The organism is Aquibium microcysteis, assembly GCF_014495845.1.
GTDB classification, from domain to species: Bacteria; Pseudomonadota; Alphaproteobacteria; order Rhizobiales; family Rhizobiaceae; genus Aquibium; species Aquibium microcysteis.
This window is the reverse complement of sequence record NZ_CP061080.1, coordinates 5,652,041-5,669,492: the sequence shown is the minus strand read 5'-3', so window position 1 is coordinate 5,669,492 and position 17,452 is coordinate 5,652,041. Positions and strand designations below refer to the sequence as shown.

Here is a 17,452-nt window from a genome sequence, read left to right as displayed (position 1 = left end):
CGGCTTAGGAAGCCGCCACCTTGAGCTTGATGAAGCGATCGGGGTGCGTGACGTCGCCGCCGGTGCGACGGCGAGCATGAAAGCGAACCTCGCCGTTGGTCGCGCGTGCGAACGGATCGCGGAGCACCTGAAGCTGAATGCGATCGATGATCCGATAGCCCTGAAGGTCGCCGAACACGATCGGCGTCGAGCCGGCCGCGATATCGGGCATGTCGAGACACTCGACGATCGGCCTTCCGAGCATGGTGATGGGCATGCCGGCCGTGATCGGGTCGATCACCAGATAGTGGCCGTCGCTGTCCTTCCACTTGCGGATGGTCGCCAGCGTGTTGCGGTTCATCATCCACACGCCACGCTGCGCATGCGTCGTCGGCAGCTTGTGATACATGGTGATCAGGACGTCGGCCGGATTGGTCGCCGGGAAGCTCGCCGCCGCGCCGGTGATCATCTCGGCGATGTCGCCATTGACGAGCAAGCCGGTCGGCTGGTTGTCGTTGTCGCCGGTGCCGAGCACGAAGGCGCGACCTTCGGCCGTGGCGAAGGCCTCGGCGAACTCCTGCTGAAGCTCGCCTTCGAGGTTGTAGGCGTTGTCTTCGAGAAGCTGGGCCGACACGTCGGTGAACGTCGCCAGTTCGTGCGGCTTGATCGAAAGCTGCTCATAGCTGCCCTGCGACGCCGTGCGATTGGCCGTCTCGCCGACCCAGTAGGCCGACGGCGAGCCGACGCGGCGCGGATACTTCGTCTCCGGGGCGCCGATCGTCACCACGCGCGCATACTGGCGAATGGGGCTGAACTCCTTGAGCAGCTTGATCAGTTCGGCCGCGAAGGTCTCCGGCGCGAGATAGCCGGCAGACGCCGAGACGCCGACCGTGAGAGACTTGCGCTCTTCGGCGCTCATCTGCTCGACGCCGCGCCGGGTGTAGAGGCTGAACGCCTTGGCCTCGCCGTTGTCGTTGTCGGCGGCCGGGTGGTTGTTGTTCGCCGCGATCGGGCGATTGCTCTTCGCTTCGAGCTTGTCGAGGCGCGCCTTGAGCGCGTCGAAGTCCTTCTTGTCGACGACGGGATCGGTCGCCGGGTCGTTCTTCAGTTCGGGATCCATGGTGCTTTCCTTGAGCGAATGTGCCGTGCCATCCGTGGCGGCTTTGATGGTCGTTATGGTCGCGCCGGGATGGCAGGGGACGGCGACGATGCTGATTTCGTGGAGGTCGAGGGCGGAGATCGTGCGCCCGCCGCCGGGGCGTGCCTTGGCGGTCTTGGTGACGAAGCCAATCGAAAGGCCGGTGACGGCCTTCTCACGGACCAGGGCGCGCACTTCACGGGCGCGCGCCACGTCGTCGACCAGAAGCCGGCCTTTCACCTGAAGCCCTTCGGGCGTCTCGGCGATCGAATCCCAGATGCCGACCGCTTGAGCCTGATCATGGGCGAAGAGCATCGGCAGATGGGCCGGCGAGCGGAACGCACCCTTTTCGATGATGTCGCCGACACGGTCGGCCGAACCGAACGGCCACGCGAGGCCGGTAATCGCGCCGGTCTCGTCGACCGTGATCGCGGCCTTGAATTCGAGCTTATCCATGGGCGGCGTCCAGCTTGGTCGCGCTGCCGAAGAACACGGTTTCGAGGATGGCAGCGGCGAGAGGGAAGGTTTCCGAGATCGGCCGGCCGGCGGCGTAGGTTGCGACCAGGGCAGCCGCTTCTTTGGGGCTTGCGCCACCGCCGATGAGGGCGAGCCGGATCGTCTCGGTGAGATCGGCGAGCGCGAAGCTGCGATCGAACACGCGGCGACACAGAAGGCCGATGCCGGCTCCCGTCTTGCGCTCAAGCTCCATGATCAACTCAGGCGGCAGGGCGAAGACGTGCTCGCCGTCGCCGAAGAATGCAACGTGCGTCATGCGGCTTCCTTCCGGGGCGTGGCATTGTCGTTGGCCGAATCCGAAACGGTTTCGTTTTTGCCGGGCGTGATGTTCGGATTGGCCAGCGTGTCGCCGCCATCCATGGGCGAGAGGTTGAGGCCGGAGCGGACTTCGTTGGCCGTCATCGCACCCATGGCGCGATACTGCTGATAGGTCGTCGCGCGCGTGGCGGCGTTGGCGGTCAAGAGATCGTCGACCACGAACTCGACATAGAAGCCGGCCGCGCGCTCGTCAGGCGCAAGCAGGACGCGCGCATAGGCCCATTCCCAATCATCCATCCAAGACCGGAGCGTCAGGGTCAGGAACGATTGGAACATCTCTTCGGCGTTCGACCAGGTCGCGCGCGAAAGCTCGAAGAGCAGATGCGGCGGGACGCGGAAGAGCCGGGCGATCTCGACGACTTGCTCGGTGCGCATCTCGGCGAACTGAGCGTCGGCCGACGTCAGCGCGATTTGCGCATATTTCCATCCGTCGTCGAGCACCATCGGCTCGGTGAAGCTGCCGGAGCCGGTCGCGGCGCGATATGCAGCCTTGATGCCCTTGATGATGCTGGCGCCGCTGCTGCCGTCCGAGCCGCCCTTCCTGTTGTCGTTGTAGAAGAGCGCCGAGGGCCGGGCGCCGCTGGCGAAGAGTTGCGCGGCATGGCGCTCAAGGATGGCGGCAAGGCCGATCGCTTCGCGGCCGGCCGCGATCGGCGAGACGTCGAGCGGCGCGCTGATATGGAGGATGTCGCGATAGGCATAGACGCGCTGCCCGGCGTGTCCGCCGACGACATAGACCGGCTCGCCGGTGACGCTGTCCTGCTTGATCGTGACGGACGTCGGGTCGAGACGGATGAACTCGACGACGCGATCGCCGACACGGTTGGCGAAGGCGAAGCCGTGACCGGTGAGAAGCGCGTCGGTTGTCAGTTGCGCGCGAAGCTTGCCGGCGCTGGTCCAGTCGTTCGCCTCATCATGGACAAGGCGATAGCCGGGGTGATCCTTGGCAGCGCTCTTGCTGCCGTCGGTCGAGGCGAAGACCTTCGCAGGAAGTGCGCCGATAGCACCGGCAATCAGGCTGACGGCCGAATAGACGGCCGGCACGCGAAGCGCCGAAGCCGGCGTGATGGCAGGCCCGCCGATGGTCGGCAGCACGCCGAACAACTCGAAGGCCGACGGGTCGGTGAGCGACATGGACTTCGCATCCATGTCGCCCCCAAACATACGCTTTACAGAACTCAGGAAACGCAACGCGACACATACCTAGTTTCGAACTAGGAATATTGTCCCATATGCCGAATCGCTTGTGAATCCGGAAAATCGTGTTGAGCGCGTTTTTCTTGAAGAACTTCTGCCTACCTGCACGACGATCAAGGTCACGACGAGACCGTGAGCCACGTCAACAGGCTATTTCAGATGATCAAGAGAGAGGCCGGGATAGGTTATCGAGTTGATGAGGTCGACACGTTGCTGAAGCATGCCTTGCGGCATTATCCCATAGCGGCCGGTCATGGTTGACTTGGTGTGACCGAGCATGAAACCGAACTGGTCGTCGAGATAGCCGGCACGACGAAGTGCGTCGGCCGCGCCATGTCTGAAGCTGTAGAGCGACAACCCCCGACCGTCTTTGATGCCGAGCTTGGTAAGAAACGGGCCGAACCACTTTGAGTATTCGGCGATCATCTGACCGCGACTATTGCGTTGAGCTTCAGGGAAAAGCCGTTGGTGTCCAGCCTTCTCCATGCCGTCACGATAGGCGATGAAGCCGAGCTTCACCAATTCAGGATGCACCGGCACAACGCGCATGCTGCCGTCCGACTTGACGCTCTTCTCACCTTCTCCCTCGGTCGTGATGTGCATGATCCAATGGCCGTGTTCCTGCCGCATGTCCGAGACTGCAAGTTGGGAAATCTCGGCAGGACGGGCACCAGAGAAGAGCATGATGAGCGGCACCCAGTAGCGATAATCTCTGATAAGCACATTTCCGGGTTTAGCAACGTTGCGCCATTCATCCGCGCTCCGGCATCCGGTGAACAGAGAGGACTTGAACAACGTATTCATCTGCTCGACCGTAAAAGGCACCGTCTTTGAAGCGCTAGACTTCTTCAGGAACATTCCGTCAACCGGATTGTGTTCAATATATCCGTGATTTACCAGCCATGAGCAAAAGGCACTAAGGCCGGCTAGGTAGCGATTGACAGTTCGAGATGAGATGAGCGGCTTCTCAATCTTCTCATTGTGGCGCACGATCTGCGCAATCTTCATGCCGGCGAAATCCTTCGTCTCCGTCGCCTTCACCGGGTAGCGCAGCAATAGCGCTTTCCACTCGCGCACGGCCTTCTTGTCGATCCGGCCTACCGGGCAAGTGCGGCCCACGTAGTCAACGAAGGTGCCGACGTCGCGCCTCGCTTGCGCGATCGTGTCGACCGAGATGCTCTTCGGGTTCTCGGCGGCATACACCTCGAAAAGCTCCATGATCGCCTCGCCCGGCTTGGCCTGCTCCCGCGACGTGCCGGTTGCGGGCTTCACGATGGGATCTTTGGGCGCGCCGCTGTAGTCGCCCCTGTCGCGCTCGACGGTGCGCTCCAAAGCTTCGATCTCGGCACGCATCATTCGGGAGGCGAGTTCGCCACGTTCAGGCGATAAAGGGTCGATCAGGAGCTTGTTTTGCTCAATGTAGGCGTCGACTTCATCGTCGATCAGCGCCGTCTCGCCTTCGGCGAGATGCTTGCGCAGCCATTCGAGTTTGACGCGCCGAGCATTGGCGTAGGAAGCGCGACGGTCCCTGAGCGTTATCAAGTCGAGGGTCGCGTGAAGGACTTCGGCCGGGTCGCTGATATTGATGTTCTCGCGCTGCGCACGTTCGATCGCAGCCTCCTTTGCAGCCTCGATATCAGCGGCGGTCGGCATGTGCTGGCGTTCCTGATCATCGCGCTCAAGCGTCGCTGTGTAGTGCTGCCACGTTGCATCCGCCTTGTCGCCGGGCGTCACGACGCGACGCGCCCGCGTGTCTTCGAACTCGGCTCGCCACGTCGCAATGACCGGCCACAGGCGGTTCTTCGCCGTCGCCTCGTCCTTGGTGCGCAGCGACTTCTTGCGCGTGGTGGTGCGATAATGGTCGACAAGATCGAGCGGTATATCGATGCGCGCATAGTAGGTCGCGCCGCGCCTTTCGAGGTAGGTCAGCCTTGCCATTTCCCGCCCTTCCGTAGCACCGTTCCGGAACACCAAACCGGAACAGTCTTAGGACGAAAAGGCACGCATTCGCAATAGCTTATTTGATTTCAGGCGCTTGCGGAAAACTGGATTAGTGTCCAGGCGCCCCAGCCACTTCCTATTTCCCGACTACGGCACCACGTTCAAGGTGACCCGGAGTCGTCCAACGACAGACAGCCATGTGGTCGATCCGCATGGCGATCCATCCGGCTCGCCGAGCCCCGGGGGCAAAATGAAGCTTCGATGGCCGATCAACCTGCTCGACGACGGCACGGTGGTCACGCAGGACGGCGAGTATCTCGGAACGTGGGGCACTGACGAATCCGACGCGTTCTACGAATTCACACCGGATGGCGCGACCCAACCCCTGATCGGTGACCCATTCATGAAATTTCTATGCGACAAAATTCAAGACTGGCATGACCGGCGCGAGAGCGGGACCTGATCTACTCGGCTCTCGTGCCCTCGCCACGTCGGTCGATCAGAGACTCTCAAGCCCGGCTCTGAACCTTTCGAGTTCCACAGGTGGCATGCGGGCGATGCAAGTCCTCGGCGAAGAGATACTGCGCGTCGGAGCGGTACCGGCGCCCGCAGCCTCCAGTTGACGCCCGGTCGCGGCGATCCGTCGGCGAACAATCGCAGGAACATTTGCCCCGGGGGCCGGTTCGCAGGGCGTAAACCTGACCCGAAGGGACCAAAAATGTTTCACCACTCCTCGAAGCTTCAATACGAAGTCCGCTGCGACAAGCCGAACCCGCTCTTCGCCAAGATGCTGCAGCAGGCGATCGGCGGGGTGGAGGGAGAGATCCGTGTCGCCATGCAGTATTTCTTCCAGGCCATGGGTGCGCGCGGCGACGACAAGTACCGCGACCTCCTGATGATGACCGCGACGGAGGAACTGTCGCATATCGAGTTCCTCGGCCACGCCGTGGCGCTGAACCTGGAGAACGCCCCCGTCTCGATGCAGGAGGAGGCGGCGAAGGATCCGATCGTCAACGCGATCCTCGGCGGCATGAACCCGCGCCACATCCTGTCGTCGGGGCTGTCGGCCATGCCGGTGAACGCCAATGGCGTGCCCTTCGACATGAGCCACATCTACGCGACCGGCAACCTGGCGGCCGACATGATGGCGAATGCCATGGCGGAAGGCTCGGGCCGGGTGCTCGCCTCGCGGCTCTACACGATGACCGACGATGCCGGCATGAGGGACATGCTGTCCTTCCTGATCGCGCGCGACACCATGCACCAGCAGCAGTGGCTGGCTGTGATCGAGGAACTCGGCGGGCTCACGGCATCGCTGCCGATCCCGAACTCGACGCCGGAGAGCCACGAGGCGCTGGAGCACTCCTACTACTTCCTCAACACCTCGCTGGACAAGCCGGCGCCGCAGGGCCGCTGGAGCTCCGGACCGTCGCTCGACGGACGCGCGGAATTCTCGGTCAGGGACAAGCCGGAGCCGCTGGGCCAGGTGCCGTCGCTCGGCAAGGCACGGCCGGATTCGGCGGCGCAGAAGGAGCAGATGTAGGGGGGCAGTCGGCAGTCGGCAGTTGGCAGTCGGCAGTCGGGGATGGTGAGTAGGGAGTAGGGAGTAGGGAGTAGTAGCGGTGATTGGGGTGGGCCGGGATAGGTGATAATCCGACAGGAGACCGCGACACGTCATAGTCTCCGAGAATCGATGGACACTACTCTCTACTCACGACTGCCGACTGCCGACTGCCCACTGCCTCCTCACGACTGCAGGCTGCCTGCTCCCTCCTCACCCTACTCCCGATCCACCTCCGCCATGAACTTCGCCAGCTCCGCGGGCGGCATGCGGACGATGTGGCGGTGTTCGGGGAAGGCGTGGGTTTCGACGTCGGCGGCGAATTCGCGGAAGGCTGAGATGCGTTCCTGCTGCAGGCGGTCGTATTCGGCGGCGAAGTTGCGGTAGACCTTGGAATGGCGCGGCATGTGGCCGCGATTGGCGCCGAGCACGTCCTCGGCGAAGAGATACTGCGCGTCGCAGCCGCTGCCCGCACCCATCGAGATCATGAACAGCGACGTGCGGGCCGAGATCGCCTCGGCGACCTCCACCGGCACCACCTCGATCTCGGCCCCGAAGGCGCCCGCGGCCTCGAGCTGGCGCACGGCGCGCAGGATCTCCAGCGCGCTCTCGGCGGTCTTGCCGACGGCGCGCCAGCCGCCCGTCCAGGTGCGGCGCGAGGGGATGAGGCCGACATGGCCGATGACGGGGACCGCCTCGTCGGCCATGCGCTTGACGGTGGCATAGCTCGCGCTGCAATAGACGGCGTCGGCGCCGGCCTTGACCATGCGGAAGGCCCAGCGGACGAAATCGTCGGCGGTGCCGATCTCGAAGAAGTTCTCGCCGGGCATGGAAAACAGCGACGGCGCGGCGTCGCGGTAGCGCGGGTCGAGCAAAAGGTCCGGCGGGATCGAGACGATGTCGATGCCGGCGCGCTCGGCGGCCTCGGCCTCCTCCAGCGTCATGACGCGCAGCATGGTGAGCTGGCGCTTTCCCTTGATCGCGCGCAGGTCGTGCACCGTGGGTCTCGTTCTGGCCATCTTGGTCTCCCCTCTTCCTGTCGCTCAGGCGGCGAGCAGGGATTTCAGCCTGGTTTCGGGTGCGGAAAGCCGCGCCGGATCGGGCGCGGCGCGGCGGGCGATCAGCGTTTCGGCGAGCCTGACGTCGCGGGCGACCGCGTTGCCGGGGCCGATGCCGCTCGCCGCGACGAGGCGGCCGTCATGGGCGAGGTGGAACAGCAGGAAGGCGCCGCCGCCGAGGTCGCGGCGCACGGTGGCGGCGCCCTCGTCGCAGAGGCCGGCGATCTGCAGCGTGACGTCGAACTGATCCGACCAGAACCACGGCACGGCGGCGTGGGCTTCGGCCCGGCCGAGCATGTTGCGGGCGGCGAGCGCGCCCTGCTCCTGCGCGTTGCGCCAGGCTTCGAGGCGGACGCGGCGGCCGTCGTAGAGGCCGAGCGGGAAGGAACAGCAGTCGCCGGCGGCGAAGATCGAAGGGTCGGAGGTGGCAAGCGTCGCGTCGACGCGGATGCCGTTCTCGACCGCCAGCCCGGCCTCGGCCGCCAGCTCGACGGCGGGGACGGCGCCGATGCCGACGACGGCGAGATCGGCGTCGAGGACGGTGCCGTCGGACAGCGCGGCGCGGACCCCCTCGCCTTCCTGCGCCAGGGCGGCGAGGGCGGCACCGCAGCGGATGTCTGCGCCGCGGTCGCGGTGCAGGCGCTCGACCTCGGCGGCGATCGCGGCCGGGACGGCGCGGGCGAGCAGGCGCGGCTCGGCCTCCAGGACGGTGACGCGGCTGCCGCGGGCGATGCAGGCTGCGGCGAGTTCGAGGCCGATGAAGCCGCCGCCGACGATCAGGATGCGGGCGCCGGGCACGAGCCGCGCGGCGATCGCCACGGCGTCGTCATGGGTGCGCAGATGGACGCAGCCCGGTACGCCCTCGGCGGCCGGCAGGCGGCGCGGGCGGGCGCCGGTGGCGAGGAGCAGGCGGTGGTAGGGAACGGTGCTGCCGTCGGCGAGGCGGATGGACCGGCCGGCGCGGTCGATGGAGACGGCCGCGACGCCGCGCAGGAGCCGGATGCCGGCCTCGTCGTAGCGGTGCGCGGCGGCGATCTCGGCCATGCCCGGCCGGTCGGCCGCAAGACCCTGCTTGGACAGCGGCGGGCGCTCGTAGGGGAGATGCGTCTCGGCGCCGAGCAGCGTGATCGGGCCGGCATAGGCTTCCTCGCGCAGCGCGAAGGCCGCGCGCGCGCCGCATTCCCCGGCGCCGACGATGACCATGCCCGGTTCGGCCATCGGCTCAGTCCAGGCCGATGAAGACCGTGCCGGCCTCCACCTTCACGGGATAGGTGGCGAGGTTGACGCAGACCGGCGCGCCCTTGGCCGCGCCGGTGCGGTAGTCGAAGCGGCCGTTGTGCTTGGGGCATTCGATGACGTGGTCCATCACCAGCCCGTCGGCGAGGTGGACCTTCTCGTGGGTGCACAGCCCGTCGGTGGCGTAGAAGCGGCCGTCGGGGGCGTGGAAGATCGCGAAGGTGCGCCCGCCGTGGTCGAAGCGGATCACGTCCTCCTCGTCCACGTCGTCGACCGCACAGGCTTCGATCCAGTGTGCCATTCGGGTTCCTTTCGGCATGCATGTGTCGGGCCGCCGCGCGCAGGCGCGGCGGGGCGTTGGTGACGGAGTGCCGCCGCCGCTATTCCGCGGCGGTGGGTGTGGCCAGCGCGTGGAACTCCTCGCGATAGGGTCTCGCCGACGGCGGCAGGTCCCTGCGGAGGTAGAAGTCCTCGTATTTCAGCTGGCGCAGCAGCACCGGCCAGGCCTCGCGGTAGGCGTGCCACATGGACGGGTTGGGCGCCGGCAGGTCGTGGCGGATCAGTTCGTGCAGCCGCGGCAGCGCGTGATAGGGCACCATGGGGAACATGTGGTGCTCGACGTGGTAGTTCATGTTCCAGTAGATCCAGCGGCTGACCGGGTTCATGAGCACGGTGCGGGTGTTGAGCCGGTGGTCGACGACGTCGTCGGCGAGGGCGATGTGCTGGAGCAGGCCGGTCAGCACCATGTGCCAGCTGCCGTAGAGGCGCGGCAGGCCGACGAGCATCAGCGGCAGGAAGGACCACGTATAGAGCGCGCCGGCGACGGTGGCGAGGTAGATGGCGACGTGCCAGCGCGCGGCGACGACGGCCCGGTGCCGCTCCATCTCCGGGATGTAGCTCTCCTCCTCGGCGTTGAGGCCGGCGAAGGCCTGGCGGAAGAGGCCGGGCAGCGCATAGCGGAAATCGAGCAGGCCGGTGAACATCAGCGCGGCCTTAAGGAGGTCCGGCGGCCGCATCACGGCGATCTCGGCGTCGCGGCCGACGATGATGGTGTCGGTGTGGTGGCGGGCATGGCTCCAGCGCCACTGCACCGGATTGCGCATCAGCATGAAGGAGGCGATCTGGTAGACGACGTCGTTCATCCAGCGGGTGCGGAAGGCGGTGCCGTGGCCGCATTCGTGCCAGCGCGAGTCGCTCGACGAGCCGTAGATGACGCCGTAGACGAAGAAGAAGGGGACGCACCACCAGGTGCCCCAGAACCAGATCGCGCCGGCGGCGGAGCCGATCAGCAGCGCGAACCACAGGAGGGTGTCGCGGATGGCGGGGCCGTCGCGGCGCTGCATCAGCTCCTTCATGACCTTGCGCGGCACCTCGGTGTGATACCACTCGGCCGAGGCCAGTCCGGTCTCGATGGCGCGCCTCGTGCTCTCGCCGACGAGGCTGTAGTCGCGCCTGGTCTTGTCGCTGCTGCTCATGATGTTCTCCACCTGCCGCTCCGGCCCGGGCGCAGGCTCCTCCCTTCGCCGGCCCGGCCGGCCATCGGCCGTTCGTCGCGTCGCTTCATGATGCCGATCCTCCCGACAGCGCCGGGAAGCGACCCGACGGCGCTGGGAAATCCTCGTCCGGCTGGCGGGCGATGGCGGCGATGCGCGTCTCGGCGGCGGCGATGGCGTCCGCACCGTCGAGCACGCGGAACGTCGCCTCGTAGGCGCGCTCCTCGCCATGTTCGAGCCAGATCATCTCGCCGCGCTGGCGCGCCGCATTGTCGCCGAGCACGTGATGGGTCGAGGGTTCGATGCCCATGGCGTACTGCCCGGCCTGGAAATTCTGCCACTGGTACATGCAGGGCAGCTGGCGCTTGCGGGTGACGAGTTCGAAGCCGAGGCCGATGCGCTCGTTGACGACGGCGACGGGCACCTCGCCCGAAGCGTCGGCGGCGAGATCGTGCTGCCAGACCTGCTCGCGGAAATTCAGCCGCGGCCCGGGCAGGCGGCGGTAGCCGACGTCCTGCGCGCGGTAGGCCTCGCCGGCATGGGCGGCCCAGACCACGTCGCGGACGGGCGCGACGTAGCGCGAGCCCTCGTCGACCAGCGGGTGGCTGACGTTGACGTGGTAGAAATACATGTGCGGCGTGCGCAGGAAGCCGTGGTTGACCACCCGGTCGCGGACGCGGATCTCCGAGCCGCCGACATCGGCCTCGATGCGGCGCAGGAGGTGGAGGTCCTCGCCGAAGACGGCGGACTGCTGGACGACGCCTTCCGCAAAGAGCACGCAGCGGTCGCCCTCCCAGGCCTCGCCATAGCCGGTCAGGCGGGCGGGGATGGTCGAGACGCGGCCGTGCAGGGTGTGCCGCACGGTCTTCTTGCCGGGATAGTGGTAGCTCTCGGCGGAGACCTCCTCGGGACCGAGGATGTGGTCGAGGCCGCAGGTGACGAGCAGGCCGGAGAAGGAGCGCGCCCAGGCGAGGCCCGCCTCGCCCTCGTCGTCGTGCAGGCCGGGATGGCGGAAACCCGCCGGCGAGTGCCAGCCGATCGCCTGGCCGCGATAGTCGCAGTCGGCGATGTCCAGCGCCCGGTCGACGAGCGCGGTGAAGCGCAGGCCGCTGCCGGTGCGGAACTCCAGCATGCGGATGCCGCGCTCGACGCCGTCGCCGAGCGTCATCAGGCGCACGCCGGCAAACTGCGACAGCATGCCGGAGCGCTCGGCAACCTGCCGGCGGGTCAGCGTCTGTCCGTAGAGTTCGACCATGTTCGCCTTCGCGGAGGGAGTGGGGGAGGCGCGGGGGCGCCTCCCTGGGAGGCGCGGGGCGCCTCCCGGGTTTCCTGGATCAGAGCCCGTTGGCGCGGAACCTGCCGTCGAGGAATTTCTTCGCCCGCGGCACGTCGTCTTCCGACAGGTGCTCGATGATGACCTCGATGTTGGGATGCTTCTCGGCGAGCCGCTGCAGATAGAGGTCGTAGTTGAGCGAGCCGAGGCCGGGGGCCGGCAGCTCGATCTCGCCGACGCCGCGGAAGGTGTGGCTCTCCAGCGCGTCGTCGTCGCCGATGTCGGCATGCTTCTCGGACTTGTCGTCGCCGGAGCGCTTGACGTCCTTGGCATGGGCGATGCGGATGTGCTGCGTCAGCGTGTCGAAGACCTGGTTGAGGATCTGGTCCATCCGGTCGATGTTGTGGGTCTCGAAATAGTTGGTCGGATCCATCAGCAGGCCGAGGCCGGGATGGTCGACCTGCGCGAACATCCTCACCGTCTCCTCGACGGAGCCGACGACGTTGTTGACGTAGGTCTCGAGCAGGAACACCGCGCCGTGGTCGTAGGCGGTCTGGGCGAGGTCGGCGATGACCTTGCGGCACTCCTCGAAGCCTTCCTCGGTCTTGTTCTTCGGGTGGTGCACCCAGTCGGATTCGGTGTTGTAGGTGCCGGTCTCGGAGATGACGTAGGGCGTGCCGAAGTGGCGCGCGTTGCGGATGATCTCCTTGAGATAGCCGACGCGGCGCTCCCGCTCGGCCTTGTCGGGATGGATGATGTTCGTGTAGCCCGAGATGCAGCAGATCGGCAGGTTGTGGTCGCGGAAGGTGTCGCGGACGGTCTTCGCCTTCTCCTTCGTGATCTGCCCTGCCGACAGGTCGATGTCCTTGAAGTGCAGATCGAGCTGGACGGTGTTGAAGTCGAGGGCGCGGATCTTCCTCGCGGTCTCCTCGAGCGAATAGGGGAAATACCCCGTGAATATGCCGGCTTGCATCATGGCGTTGGAACTCCTCCCGAGTTGCTTCGATGTCTGGATCAGTGAAGGGGGATCTCGGAGAGCCGCACGGTGCGGCCCTCCGCGATGGATCTGTAGCCGGCCTCGACCAGCGCCATCGTCCGGACGTTGTCGGCGACGGAAAGCGCGGGTTCGGTGCCGGTGGCGACGGCGTGCTGGAGCTGCTCCATGACGCCGATGAAGGCGTGCGGGAACCACATGGTCTCCCAGGTCGGGGTGACCCATTCGCCGCCGGTGGTCTTCGCCGAGGCGTAGGACAGCGTGGAGGCGGCGCCGGTGGGCCAGCCGATGGTGCCCCTGGCGGTGCCCTCCGTGCCCTCGACGCGCCAGCCGATGTGCTGGTCGTCCTTGTAGCCCTCCCGGCGCGGGCCGGACCAGACGTCCTCCAGCGACAGCGCGAGCACGCCGGACGGGAAGCGCAGCGTCGAGACGGTGATGCCGTCGGAATGGGCGAAACTCGTGCGGGGGTCCTTGCGGGTCAGCGTGGTGATCTCGTCGGGATCGCCGAACAGGAAGCGCAGCACGTCGAGATGGTGGACGCTCATGTTGGCGAGCGTCAGCCGGTCGTAATCCTCGAGGAAGCCCTGCCAGTGCGGGATGGCGTGCATGTCGATCTGGGCGAAGACGATTTCGCCGAGCGCACCGCTGTCGATGATCTGCTTCAGCACGCGCATCGACTGGTCGTAGCGCATGTTCTGGTTGACCGAGAGGATCTTGCCGGCTGCCTTCGCCTCGTCGCGCAGCTTGCGCGCCTCGTCGAGCGAAAGCGCCAGCGGCTTCTGGGCGAGGATCGCCTTGACGTGGGGCTGCCGCAGCGCGTGGCGGATCAGGGCCGGCTGCTGGTCCGGCGGGAAGGCGAGGTCGATGATCTCGACGGTCGCGTCCTCGATCAGCGCTTCGGGCGTGGCGTGGACGGTCGGGATGCCCCAGCGGTCGGCGACCTTGCGGGCGTTGGCCTCGGTGCGCGAGGCGATGGCCGCGACCGGGAAGCCGGCTTCCTTATAGGCCGCCAGGTGGCACTCGGCCATGATCATGCCGGCGCCGATGCAGCCGATCCTGTGGCTTTTCGTCCGCACCGTGACGTCCGGCTCGAAGCCCAACGCAGCACCCATTCGATCCTCCCTCGTTTCTTCCACTGACTGGCTCATCGCGGCATCGCGGCTCCGTCGCGCCCGAAGCGGTGCACCCTGCCCGCCTCGCAGGTGAGCGAGACCAGCGCCTCGGGGCGGATGTCGGGCTGGCCGCGCAGCAGCGCCCGCACGCGCGCCCCGCCGGCGTCGACGGTGACGACGGTGTAGCCGCCGAGCGGCTCGACCTCGTAGACCCGCGACGGGGGTCCCGCGGCCTCGGTCCAGGGCGCGACGCGGATGTCCTCCGGCCGCAGCCCGACCTCGGCCGTCGCGGCGTCGCCTTCGAGGCCAGGCGCGGCGATGGCGCCGTCGGCGATGAGGATGGCGCCGGCGCGCGCCTGCGTCGGCAGGATGTTGATCATCGGCGAGCCGAGCAGGCGCGCGACATAGGTGCTGGCCGGGCGGTCGTAGATCTCGACCGGGGTGCCGAGCTGGCGGATGACGCCGTGGTGGAGGATCGCCATGCGGTCGGCGACCGACATGGCCTCCTCCTGGTCGTGGGTGACGTAGACGAGCGTCTTGCCGAGCTCGCGCTGGATGCGCTTCAGCTCGACGCGGGTCTCCTCGCGCAGGCGGGCGTCGAGCGCCGAGATCGGGTCGTCCATCAGGTAGGCGGCCGGATCGCGCACCAGCGCGCGGGCGATGGCGACGCGCTGGCGCTCGCCGCCCGACAGCTGCGCCGGCGGCTTGTGCAGGATGTGGGCGATGTGCAGCTTGGCGGCGACGTCGGCCAGCCGGCGCGCGATCTGCACCTGCGGCATGCGGCGCTCGACCAGCGGGAAGCGGATGTTGTCGGCGGCACTCATGTGCGGGAAGAGCGCGAGGTTCTGGAACACCATGGCGACGTTGCGCTCCGCCGGCGAGACATGCGTGACCGGGCGCCCGCCGATCAGGATCTCGCCCTCGTCGGGGGTCTCCAGGCCGAGGATCAGCCGCAGGATGGTCGACTTGCCCGACAGCGGCGGGCCGAAGAAGCAGAAGAACTCGTTGTCCTCGACGGTGAAGCTGGCGTCGTCGACGGCGACGGTCCTGCCGTAGCGCTTGGTGACGTTGCGGAAGGCGATCTCAGCCATGGATGCCTCCGATCGCCATGCCGGTGGCGCGGTCGAAGACGCGCACCGCGTCCATCGCCGGGGCCACGACGACGGAGGCGCCGACGTCGGCCGCGACGTCGTTGCCGGCGACGAGCTTCATCGCCGTCTCGCCCTCGCCGAGATGGACGATGGTTCGCGCGCCGATGCGCTCGACGACCGTGACCGGCGCGGCGATGCCGGGGCCGGCGCGCTCGAGGGTCGCCTGCTCCGGGCGGAAGCCGAACAGCACGTCGCCCGGATGGCCGCGCAGGGCCTGCGCCAGCGGGGCGGGCAGCGGCGCGGTGGCGCCGAGCGGGCCCAGATCGACGACGAGGCCGCGGTCGCTCTCGGCCGGCCGGCCGGGCAGGAGGTTCATGCCGGGCGCGCCGATGAAGCGGGCGACGAAGACGTTGGCCGGATCGTTGTAGACCTCGATCGGCGTGCCGACCTGCTGCAGCACGCCATGATCCATGACGGCGATGCGGTCGGCCATGGTCATGGCCTCGAGCTGGTCGTGCGTGACGTAGACCATCGTCTGGCGGAACTGGCGCTGCAGGTGCTTCAGCTCGGTGCGCATGACCGCGCGGAAGGCGGCGTCGACGTTGGAGAGCGGCTCGTCGAGCAGGAAGATCGCGGGCTCGAGGATGGCCGAGCGGCCGATGGCGACGCGCTGCAGGATGTTGACGGAGAGGCCGGCGGCCGGCCGGTCGAGCAGCGGCGCCAGCTGCAGCAGCTCGGCGATGGAGGCGACGCGCCGGTCGATCTCGCTCCTTGGCCGGCCGTGCATGCGCGGCCCGTAGGCGAGGTTCTGGCGCACCGTCATGTGGGTGAAGATCGCGTAGTTCTGGAACACGAAGCCGACGCCGCGCCGGCCCATCGGCACGCCCGCCATGTCGCGGTCCCCGAACAGGATGCGGCCCTCGGTCGGATCCTCCATGCCGGCGATCATGTTCATGGTGGTGGACTTGCCGCAGCCGGACGGTCCGAGCAGCGCCATGAACTCGCCGTCGGCGATGGCGAGATCCATGGTCTTCAGCGCAGTGAAGTCGCCGAATTTCTTGACCAGGCCCTGGAGGTGGATCGCGCTCATGCCGGCACCGCGCGCACTGCCGCCATGCGCTTCATGGCGAAGACGGTGACGATGGACAGGACGAGCAGGATGGCGAGCGCGATGGCCGCGACATATCCCCAGATCAGGTCCTGCGTGGTGACCTTGTAGATGTAGACCGAGATCGTCTCGGTGGCGACGCCGGGGCCGCCGCCGGTCATGATGTAGAGCGTGTCGAAGATCTTGAAGTTCTCGATGGCGCGGATGGCGAGCGCGATGATGATGATGGTCTTCATCTTGGGGAGCACGATGGTGACGAAGCGCTGCCAGGGGCCGGCGCCGAGCAGGGTGGCGGCGCGGATCTGGTCCTGCGGCACGCCGACCATGCCGGCGAGCAGGATCAGGAACATCAGCGGCGTCCACTGCCAGATGTCGGCGATCATCACCGCGACGAGCGCGAGCGTGGGATCCGACAGCCAGGCGATGGAGATGCGCGTGCCGAGAAGCGTGGACAGCACGTCGTTCACAGGTCCCCCCGACTGGAACAACATGAAGAACATGTAGCCCGCCACGGCGGGAACCACCATCATCGGCATCAAGAGGATGGAATAGAAGACCCGCTTGCCGGGAAACTCGTCCGCAAACAGGGTCGCGAGCCCGAGGCCGAGCAGGAACTGGACGGGCACGCAGACGAGCATGACGACGGCGGTGCGCCAGAGCGCGCTCCAGAAGCGGTTGTCCTGCACGAGGTCGGCGTAGTTGTAGAAGTCGTTCCAGCTCTCATAGGCCATCCACCAGTCGCGGCCGGAGAGCGGCGACCAGTCGGTCAGGCTGATGTAGAGCTGCATCAGGAGCGGGAAGACCGCGATGAACAAGACGAGGATCTGCGCCGGCAAGGTGAGCCGGAAGCCGAGGCGGGCGGATTCGGAGTGGGCGGAAGCGCCGGGCCCTGCGGGATTTGCCACGCGGATTGTCTCCTCGTCCCGGGAGGTCACGATCGCGCTCATGACGTCGGCCTCGCGGGACCGGGGCACACGCCGATCCGGCGAGGATGGCGCGAGGCACCCCCACCCCTTGCCCCTCCCCTCAGGGGGGAGGGGGACCGCGACGCGTCGCGCCTCGCTTCGGCTCGTGCCTGGAGGGCGCGGCGGGCGGAACGGCGTGTCGGGCTCGCGGGACCGGGGCACACGCCGATCCGGCGAGGATCGCGCGAGGCACCCCCACCCCTTGCCCCTCCCCTCAGGGGGGAGGGGGACCTGGAGGCATCGCGCCTCGCTTCGGCTCGGGCCTGGAGGGCGCGGCGGGCGGAACGGCGTGTCGGGCTCGCGGGACCGGGGCACACGCCGATCCGGCGAGGATCGCGCGAGGCACCCCCACCCCTTACCCCTCCCCTCAGGGGGGAGGGGGACCGCGACGCGTCGCGCCCGTCTTCGGCTCGGGCCTGGAGGGCGCGGCGGGGGGAACGGCGTGTCGGGCTCGCGGGACCGGGGTGCGCGC

At 67.2% G+C, this 17,452-nt stretch carries 16 protein-coding genes; 2 read left to right on the top strand and 14 right to left on the bottom strand.

The features are described 5' to 3' along the window. Positions 1-4: 4 nt before the first annotated feature. The 4 genes from IAI54_RS26675 to IAI54_RS26660 all read right to left on the bottom strand — a co-directional run bounded on the left by IAI54_RS26675 (position 5) and on the right by IAI54_RS26660 (position 5,086). Positions 5-1,573, bottom strand: coding sequence for a phage major capsid protein (locus tag IAI54_RS26675; RefSeq protein ID WP_187970056.1), 1,569 nt, complete (start codon positions 1,571-1,573; stop codon positions 5-7). Further along, entirely contained in the window at positions 1,566-1,889 is a 324-nt protein-coding gene (locus IAI54_RS26670) for a gene transfer agent family protein (protein WP_187970055.1), read from the bottom strand. Before IAI54_RS26670 ends, IAI54_RS26675 begins: the two co-directional genes overlap by 8 nt. After that, on the bottom strand, positions 1,886-3,142 hold the full coding sequence (locus IAI54_RS26665; RefSeq protein ID WP_235679182.1) for a phage portal protein: 1,257 nt from the start codon (positions 3,140-3,142) through the stop codon (positions 1,886-1,888). Before IAI54_RS26665 ends, IAI54_RS26670 begins: the two co-directional genes overlap by 4 nt. Before the next feature lie 156 nt (positions 3,143-3,298). Continuing rightward, a complete protein-coding gene (locus IAI54_RS26660) occupies positions 3,299-5,086 on the bottom strand; it encodes a site-specific integrase (RefSeq protein ID WP_187970054.1) in 1,788 nt (595 codons plus the stop codon). Between the two features lie 115 nt (positions 5,087-5,201). On the opposite strand from IAI54_RS26660, the gene IAI54_RS26655 reads away from it, so the two are divergent. Beyond that, positions 5,202-5,552 carry a hypothetical protein gene (locus IAI54_RS26655; RefSeq protein ID WP_187970053.1) on the top strand — a complete coding sequence of 117 codons (351 nt, stop codon included), beginning with the start codon at positions 5,202-5,204 and terminating at the stop codon, positions 5,550-5,552. 255 nt (positions 5,553-5,807) lie between these two features. Beyond that, positions 5,808-6,632: a manganese catalase family protein gene (locus IAI54_RS26650; protein WP_187970052.1), complete on the top strand. Its 825-nt coding sequence runs from the start codon at positions 5,808-5,810 to the stop codon at positions 6,630-6,632. A 236-nt stretch (positions 6,633-6,868) separates the two neighbouring features. On the opposite strand, the gene IAI54_RS26645 is transcribed toward IAI54_RS26650, so the two are convergent. The 10 genes from IAI54_RS26645 to IAI54_RS26600 all read right to left on the bottom strand — a co-directional run bounded on the left by IAI54_RS26645 (position 6,869) and on the right by IAI54_RS26600 (position 16,962). Next, entirely contained in the window at positions 6,869-7,669 is an 801-nt protein-coding gene (locus IAI54_RS26645) for a 3-methyl-2-oxobutanoate hydroxymethyltransferase (RefSeq protein WP_187970051.1), read from the bottom strand. Positions 7,670-7,693: 24 nt separating this feature from the next. Further along, entirely contained in the window at positions 7,694-8,926 is a 1,233-nt protein-coding gene (locus IAI54_RS26640) for an NAD(P)/FAD-dependent oxidoreductase (RefSeq protein ID WP_187970050.1), read from the bottom strand. A 4-nt stretch (positions 8,927-8,930) separates the two neighbouring features. Beyond that, positions 8,931-9,245: a MocE family 2Fe-2S type ferredoxin gene (locus tag IAI54_RS26635; RefSeq protein ID WP_187970049.1), complete on the bottom strand. Its 315-nt coding sequence runs from the start codon at positions 9,243-9,245 to the stop codon at positions 8,931-8,933. A 79-nt stretch (positions 9,246-9,324) separates the two neighbouring features. Next, entirely contained in the window at positions 9,325-10,419 is a 1,095-nt protein-coding gene (locus IAI54_RS26630) for a fatty acid desaturase family protein (RefSeq protein ID WP_187970048.1), read from the bottom strand. 85 nt (positions 10,420-10,504) lie between these two features. After that, on the bottom strand, positions 10,505-11,692 hold the full coding sequence (locus IAI54_RS26625) for an aldose 1-epimerase family protein (protein ID WP_187970047.1): 1,188 nt from the start codon (positions 11,690-11,692) through the stop codon (positions 10,505-10,507). 79 nt (positions 11,693-11,771) lie between these two features. Then, positions 11,772-12,686, bottom strand: a complete 915-nt coding sequence (locus IAI54_RS26620) for a sugar phosphate isomerase/epimerase family protein (protein ID WP_187970046.1) — start codon at positions 12,684-12,686, stop codon at positions 11,772-11,774. A 38-nt stretch (positions 12,687-12,724) separates the two neighbouring features. Then, a complete protein-coding gene (locus IAI54_RS26615; protein ID WP_187970045.1) occupies positions 12,725-13,816 on the bottom strand; it encodes a Gfo/Idh/MocA family protein in 1,092 nt (363 codons plus the stop codon). A 32-nt stretch (positions 13,817-13,848) separates the two neighbouring features. Continuing rightward, positions 13,849-14,907 (bottom strand): ABC transporter ATP-binding protein, encoded by a 1,059-nt coding sequence (locus IAI54_RS26610; RefSeq protein WP_187970044.1) that lies wholly within the window; start codon positions 14,905-14,907, stop codon positions 13,849-13,851. Continuing rightward, on the bottom strand, positions 14,900-15,997 hold the full coding sequence (locus tag IAI54_RS26605; RefSeq protein ID WP_187970043.1) for an ABC transporter ATP-binding protein: 1,098 nt from the start codon (positions 15,995-15,997) through the stop codon (positions 14,900-14,902). The genes IAI54_RS26610 and IAI54_RS26605 overlap by 8 nt, the downstream gene beginning before the upstream one ends. Next, positions 15,994-16,962: a carbohydrate ABC transporter permease gene (locus tag IAI54_RS26600; protein WP_187970042.1), complete on the bottom strand. Its 969-nt coding sequence runs from the start codon at positions 16,960-16,962 to the stop codon at positions 15,994-15,996. The genes IAI54_RS26605 and IAI54_RS26600 overlap by 4 nt, the downstream gene beginning before the upstream one ends. Positions 16,963-17,452: the final 490 nt, after the last annotated feature.

Coding starts and splice junctions, on each gene's coding strand:
- IAI54_RS26620 (WP_187970046.1), bottom strand. CDS start 12,686: ATGATGCAAGCCGGCATATTCACGGGGTATTTCCCCTATTCGCTCGAG.
- IAI54_RS26670 (WP_187970055.1), bottom strand. CDS start 1,889: ATGACGCACGTTGCATTCTTCGGCGACGGCGAGCACGTCTTCGCCCTG.
- IAI54_RS26640 (WP_187970050.1), bottom strand. CDS start 8,926: ATGGCCGAACCGGGCATGGTCATCGTCGGCGCCGGGGAATGCGGCGCG.
- IAI54_RS26615 (WP_187970045.1), bottom strand. CDS start 13,816: ATGGGTGCTGCGTTGGGCTTCGAGCCGGACGTCACGGTGCGGACGAAA.
- IAI54_RS26605 (WP_187970043.1), bottom strand. CDS start 15,997: ATGAGCGCGATCCACCTCCAGGGCCTGGTCAAGAAATTCGGCGACTTC.
- IAI54_RS26645 (WP_187970051.1), bottom strand. CDS start 7,669: ATGGCCAGAACGAGACCCACGGTGCACGACCTGCGCGCGATCAAGGGA.
- IAI54_RS26635 (WP_187970049.1), bottom strand. CDS start 9,245: ATGGCACACTGGATCGAAGCCTGTGCGGTCGACGACGTGGACGAGGAG.
- IAI54_RS26660 (WP_187970054.1), bottom strand. CDS start 5,086: ATGGCAAGGCTGACCTACCTCGAAAGGCGCGGCGCGACCTACTATGCG.
- IAI54_RS26675 (WP_187970056.1), bottom strand. CDS start 1,573: ATGGATAAGCTCGAATTCAAGGCCGCGATCACGGTCGACGAGACCGGC.
- IAI54_RS26625 (WP_187970047.1), bottom strand. CDS start 11,692: ATGGTCGAACTCTACGGACAGACGCTGACCCGCCGGCAGGTTGCCGAG.
- IAI54_RS26630 (WP_187970048.1), bottom strand. CDS start 10,419: ATGAGCAGCAGCGACAAGACCAGGCGCGACTACAGCCTCGTCGGCGAG.
- IAI54_RS26650 (WP_187970052.1), top strand. CDS start 5,808: ATGTTTCACCACTCCTCGAAGCTTCAATACGAAGTCCGCTGCGACAAG.
- IAI54_RS26600 (WP_187970042.1), bottom strand. CDS start 16,962: ATGAGCGCGATCGTGACCTCCCGGGACGAGGAGACAATCCGCGTGGCA.
- IAI54_RS26610 (WP_187970044.1), bottom strand. CDS start 14,907: ATGGCTGAGATCGCCTTCCGCAACGTCACCAAGCGCTACGGCAGGACC.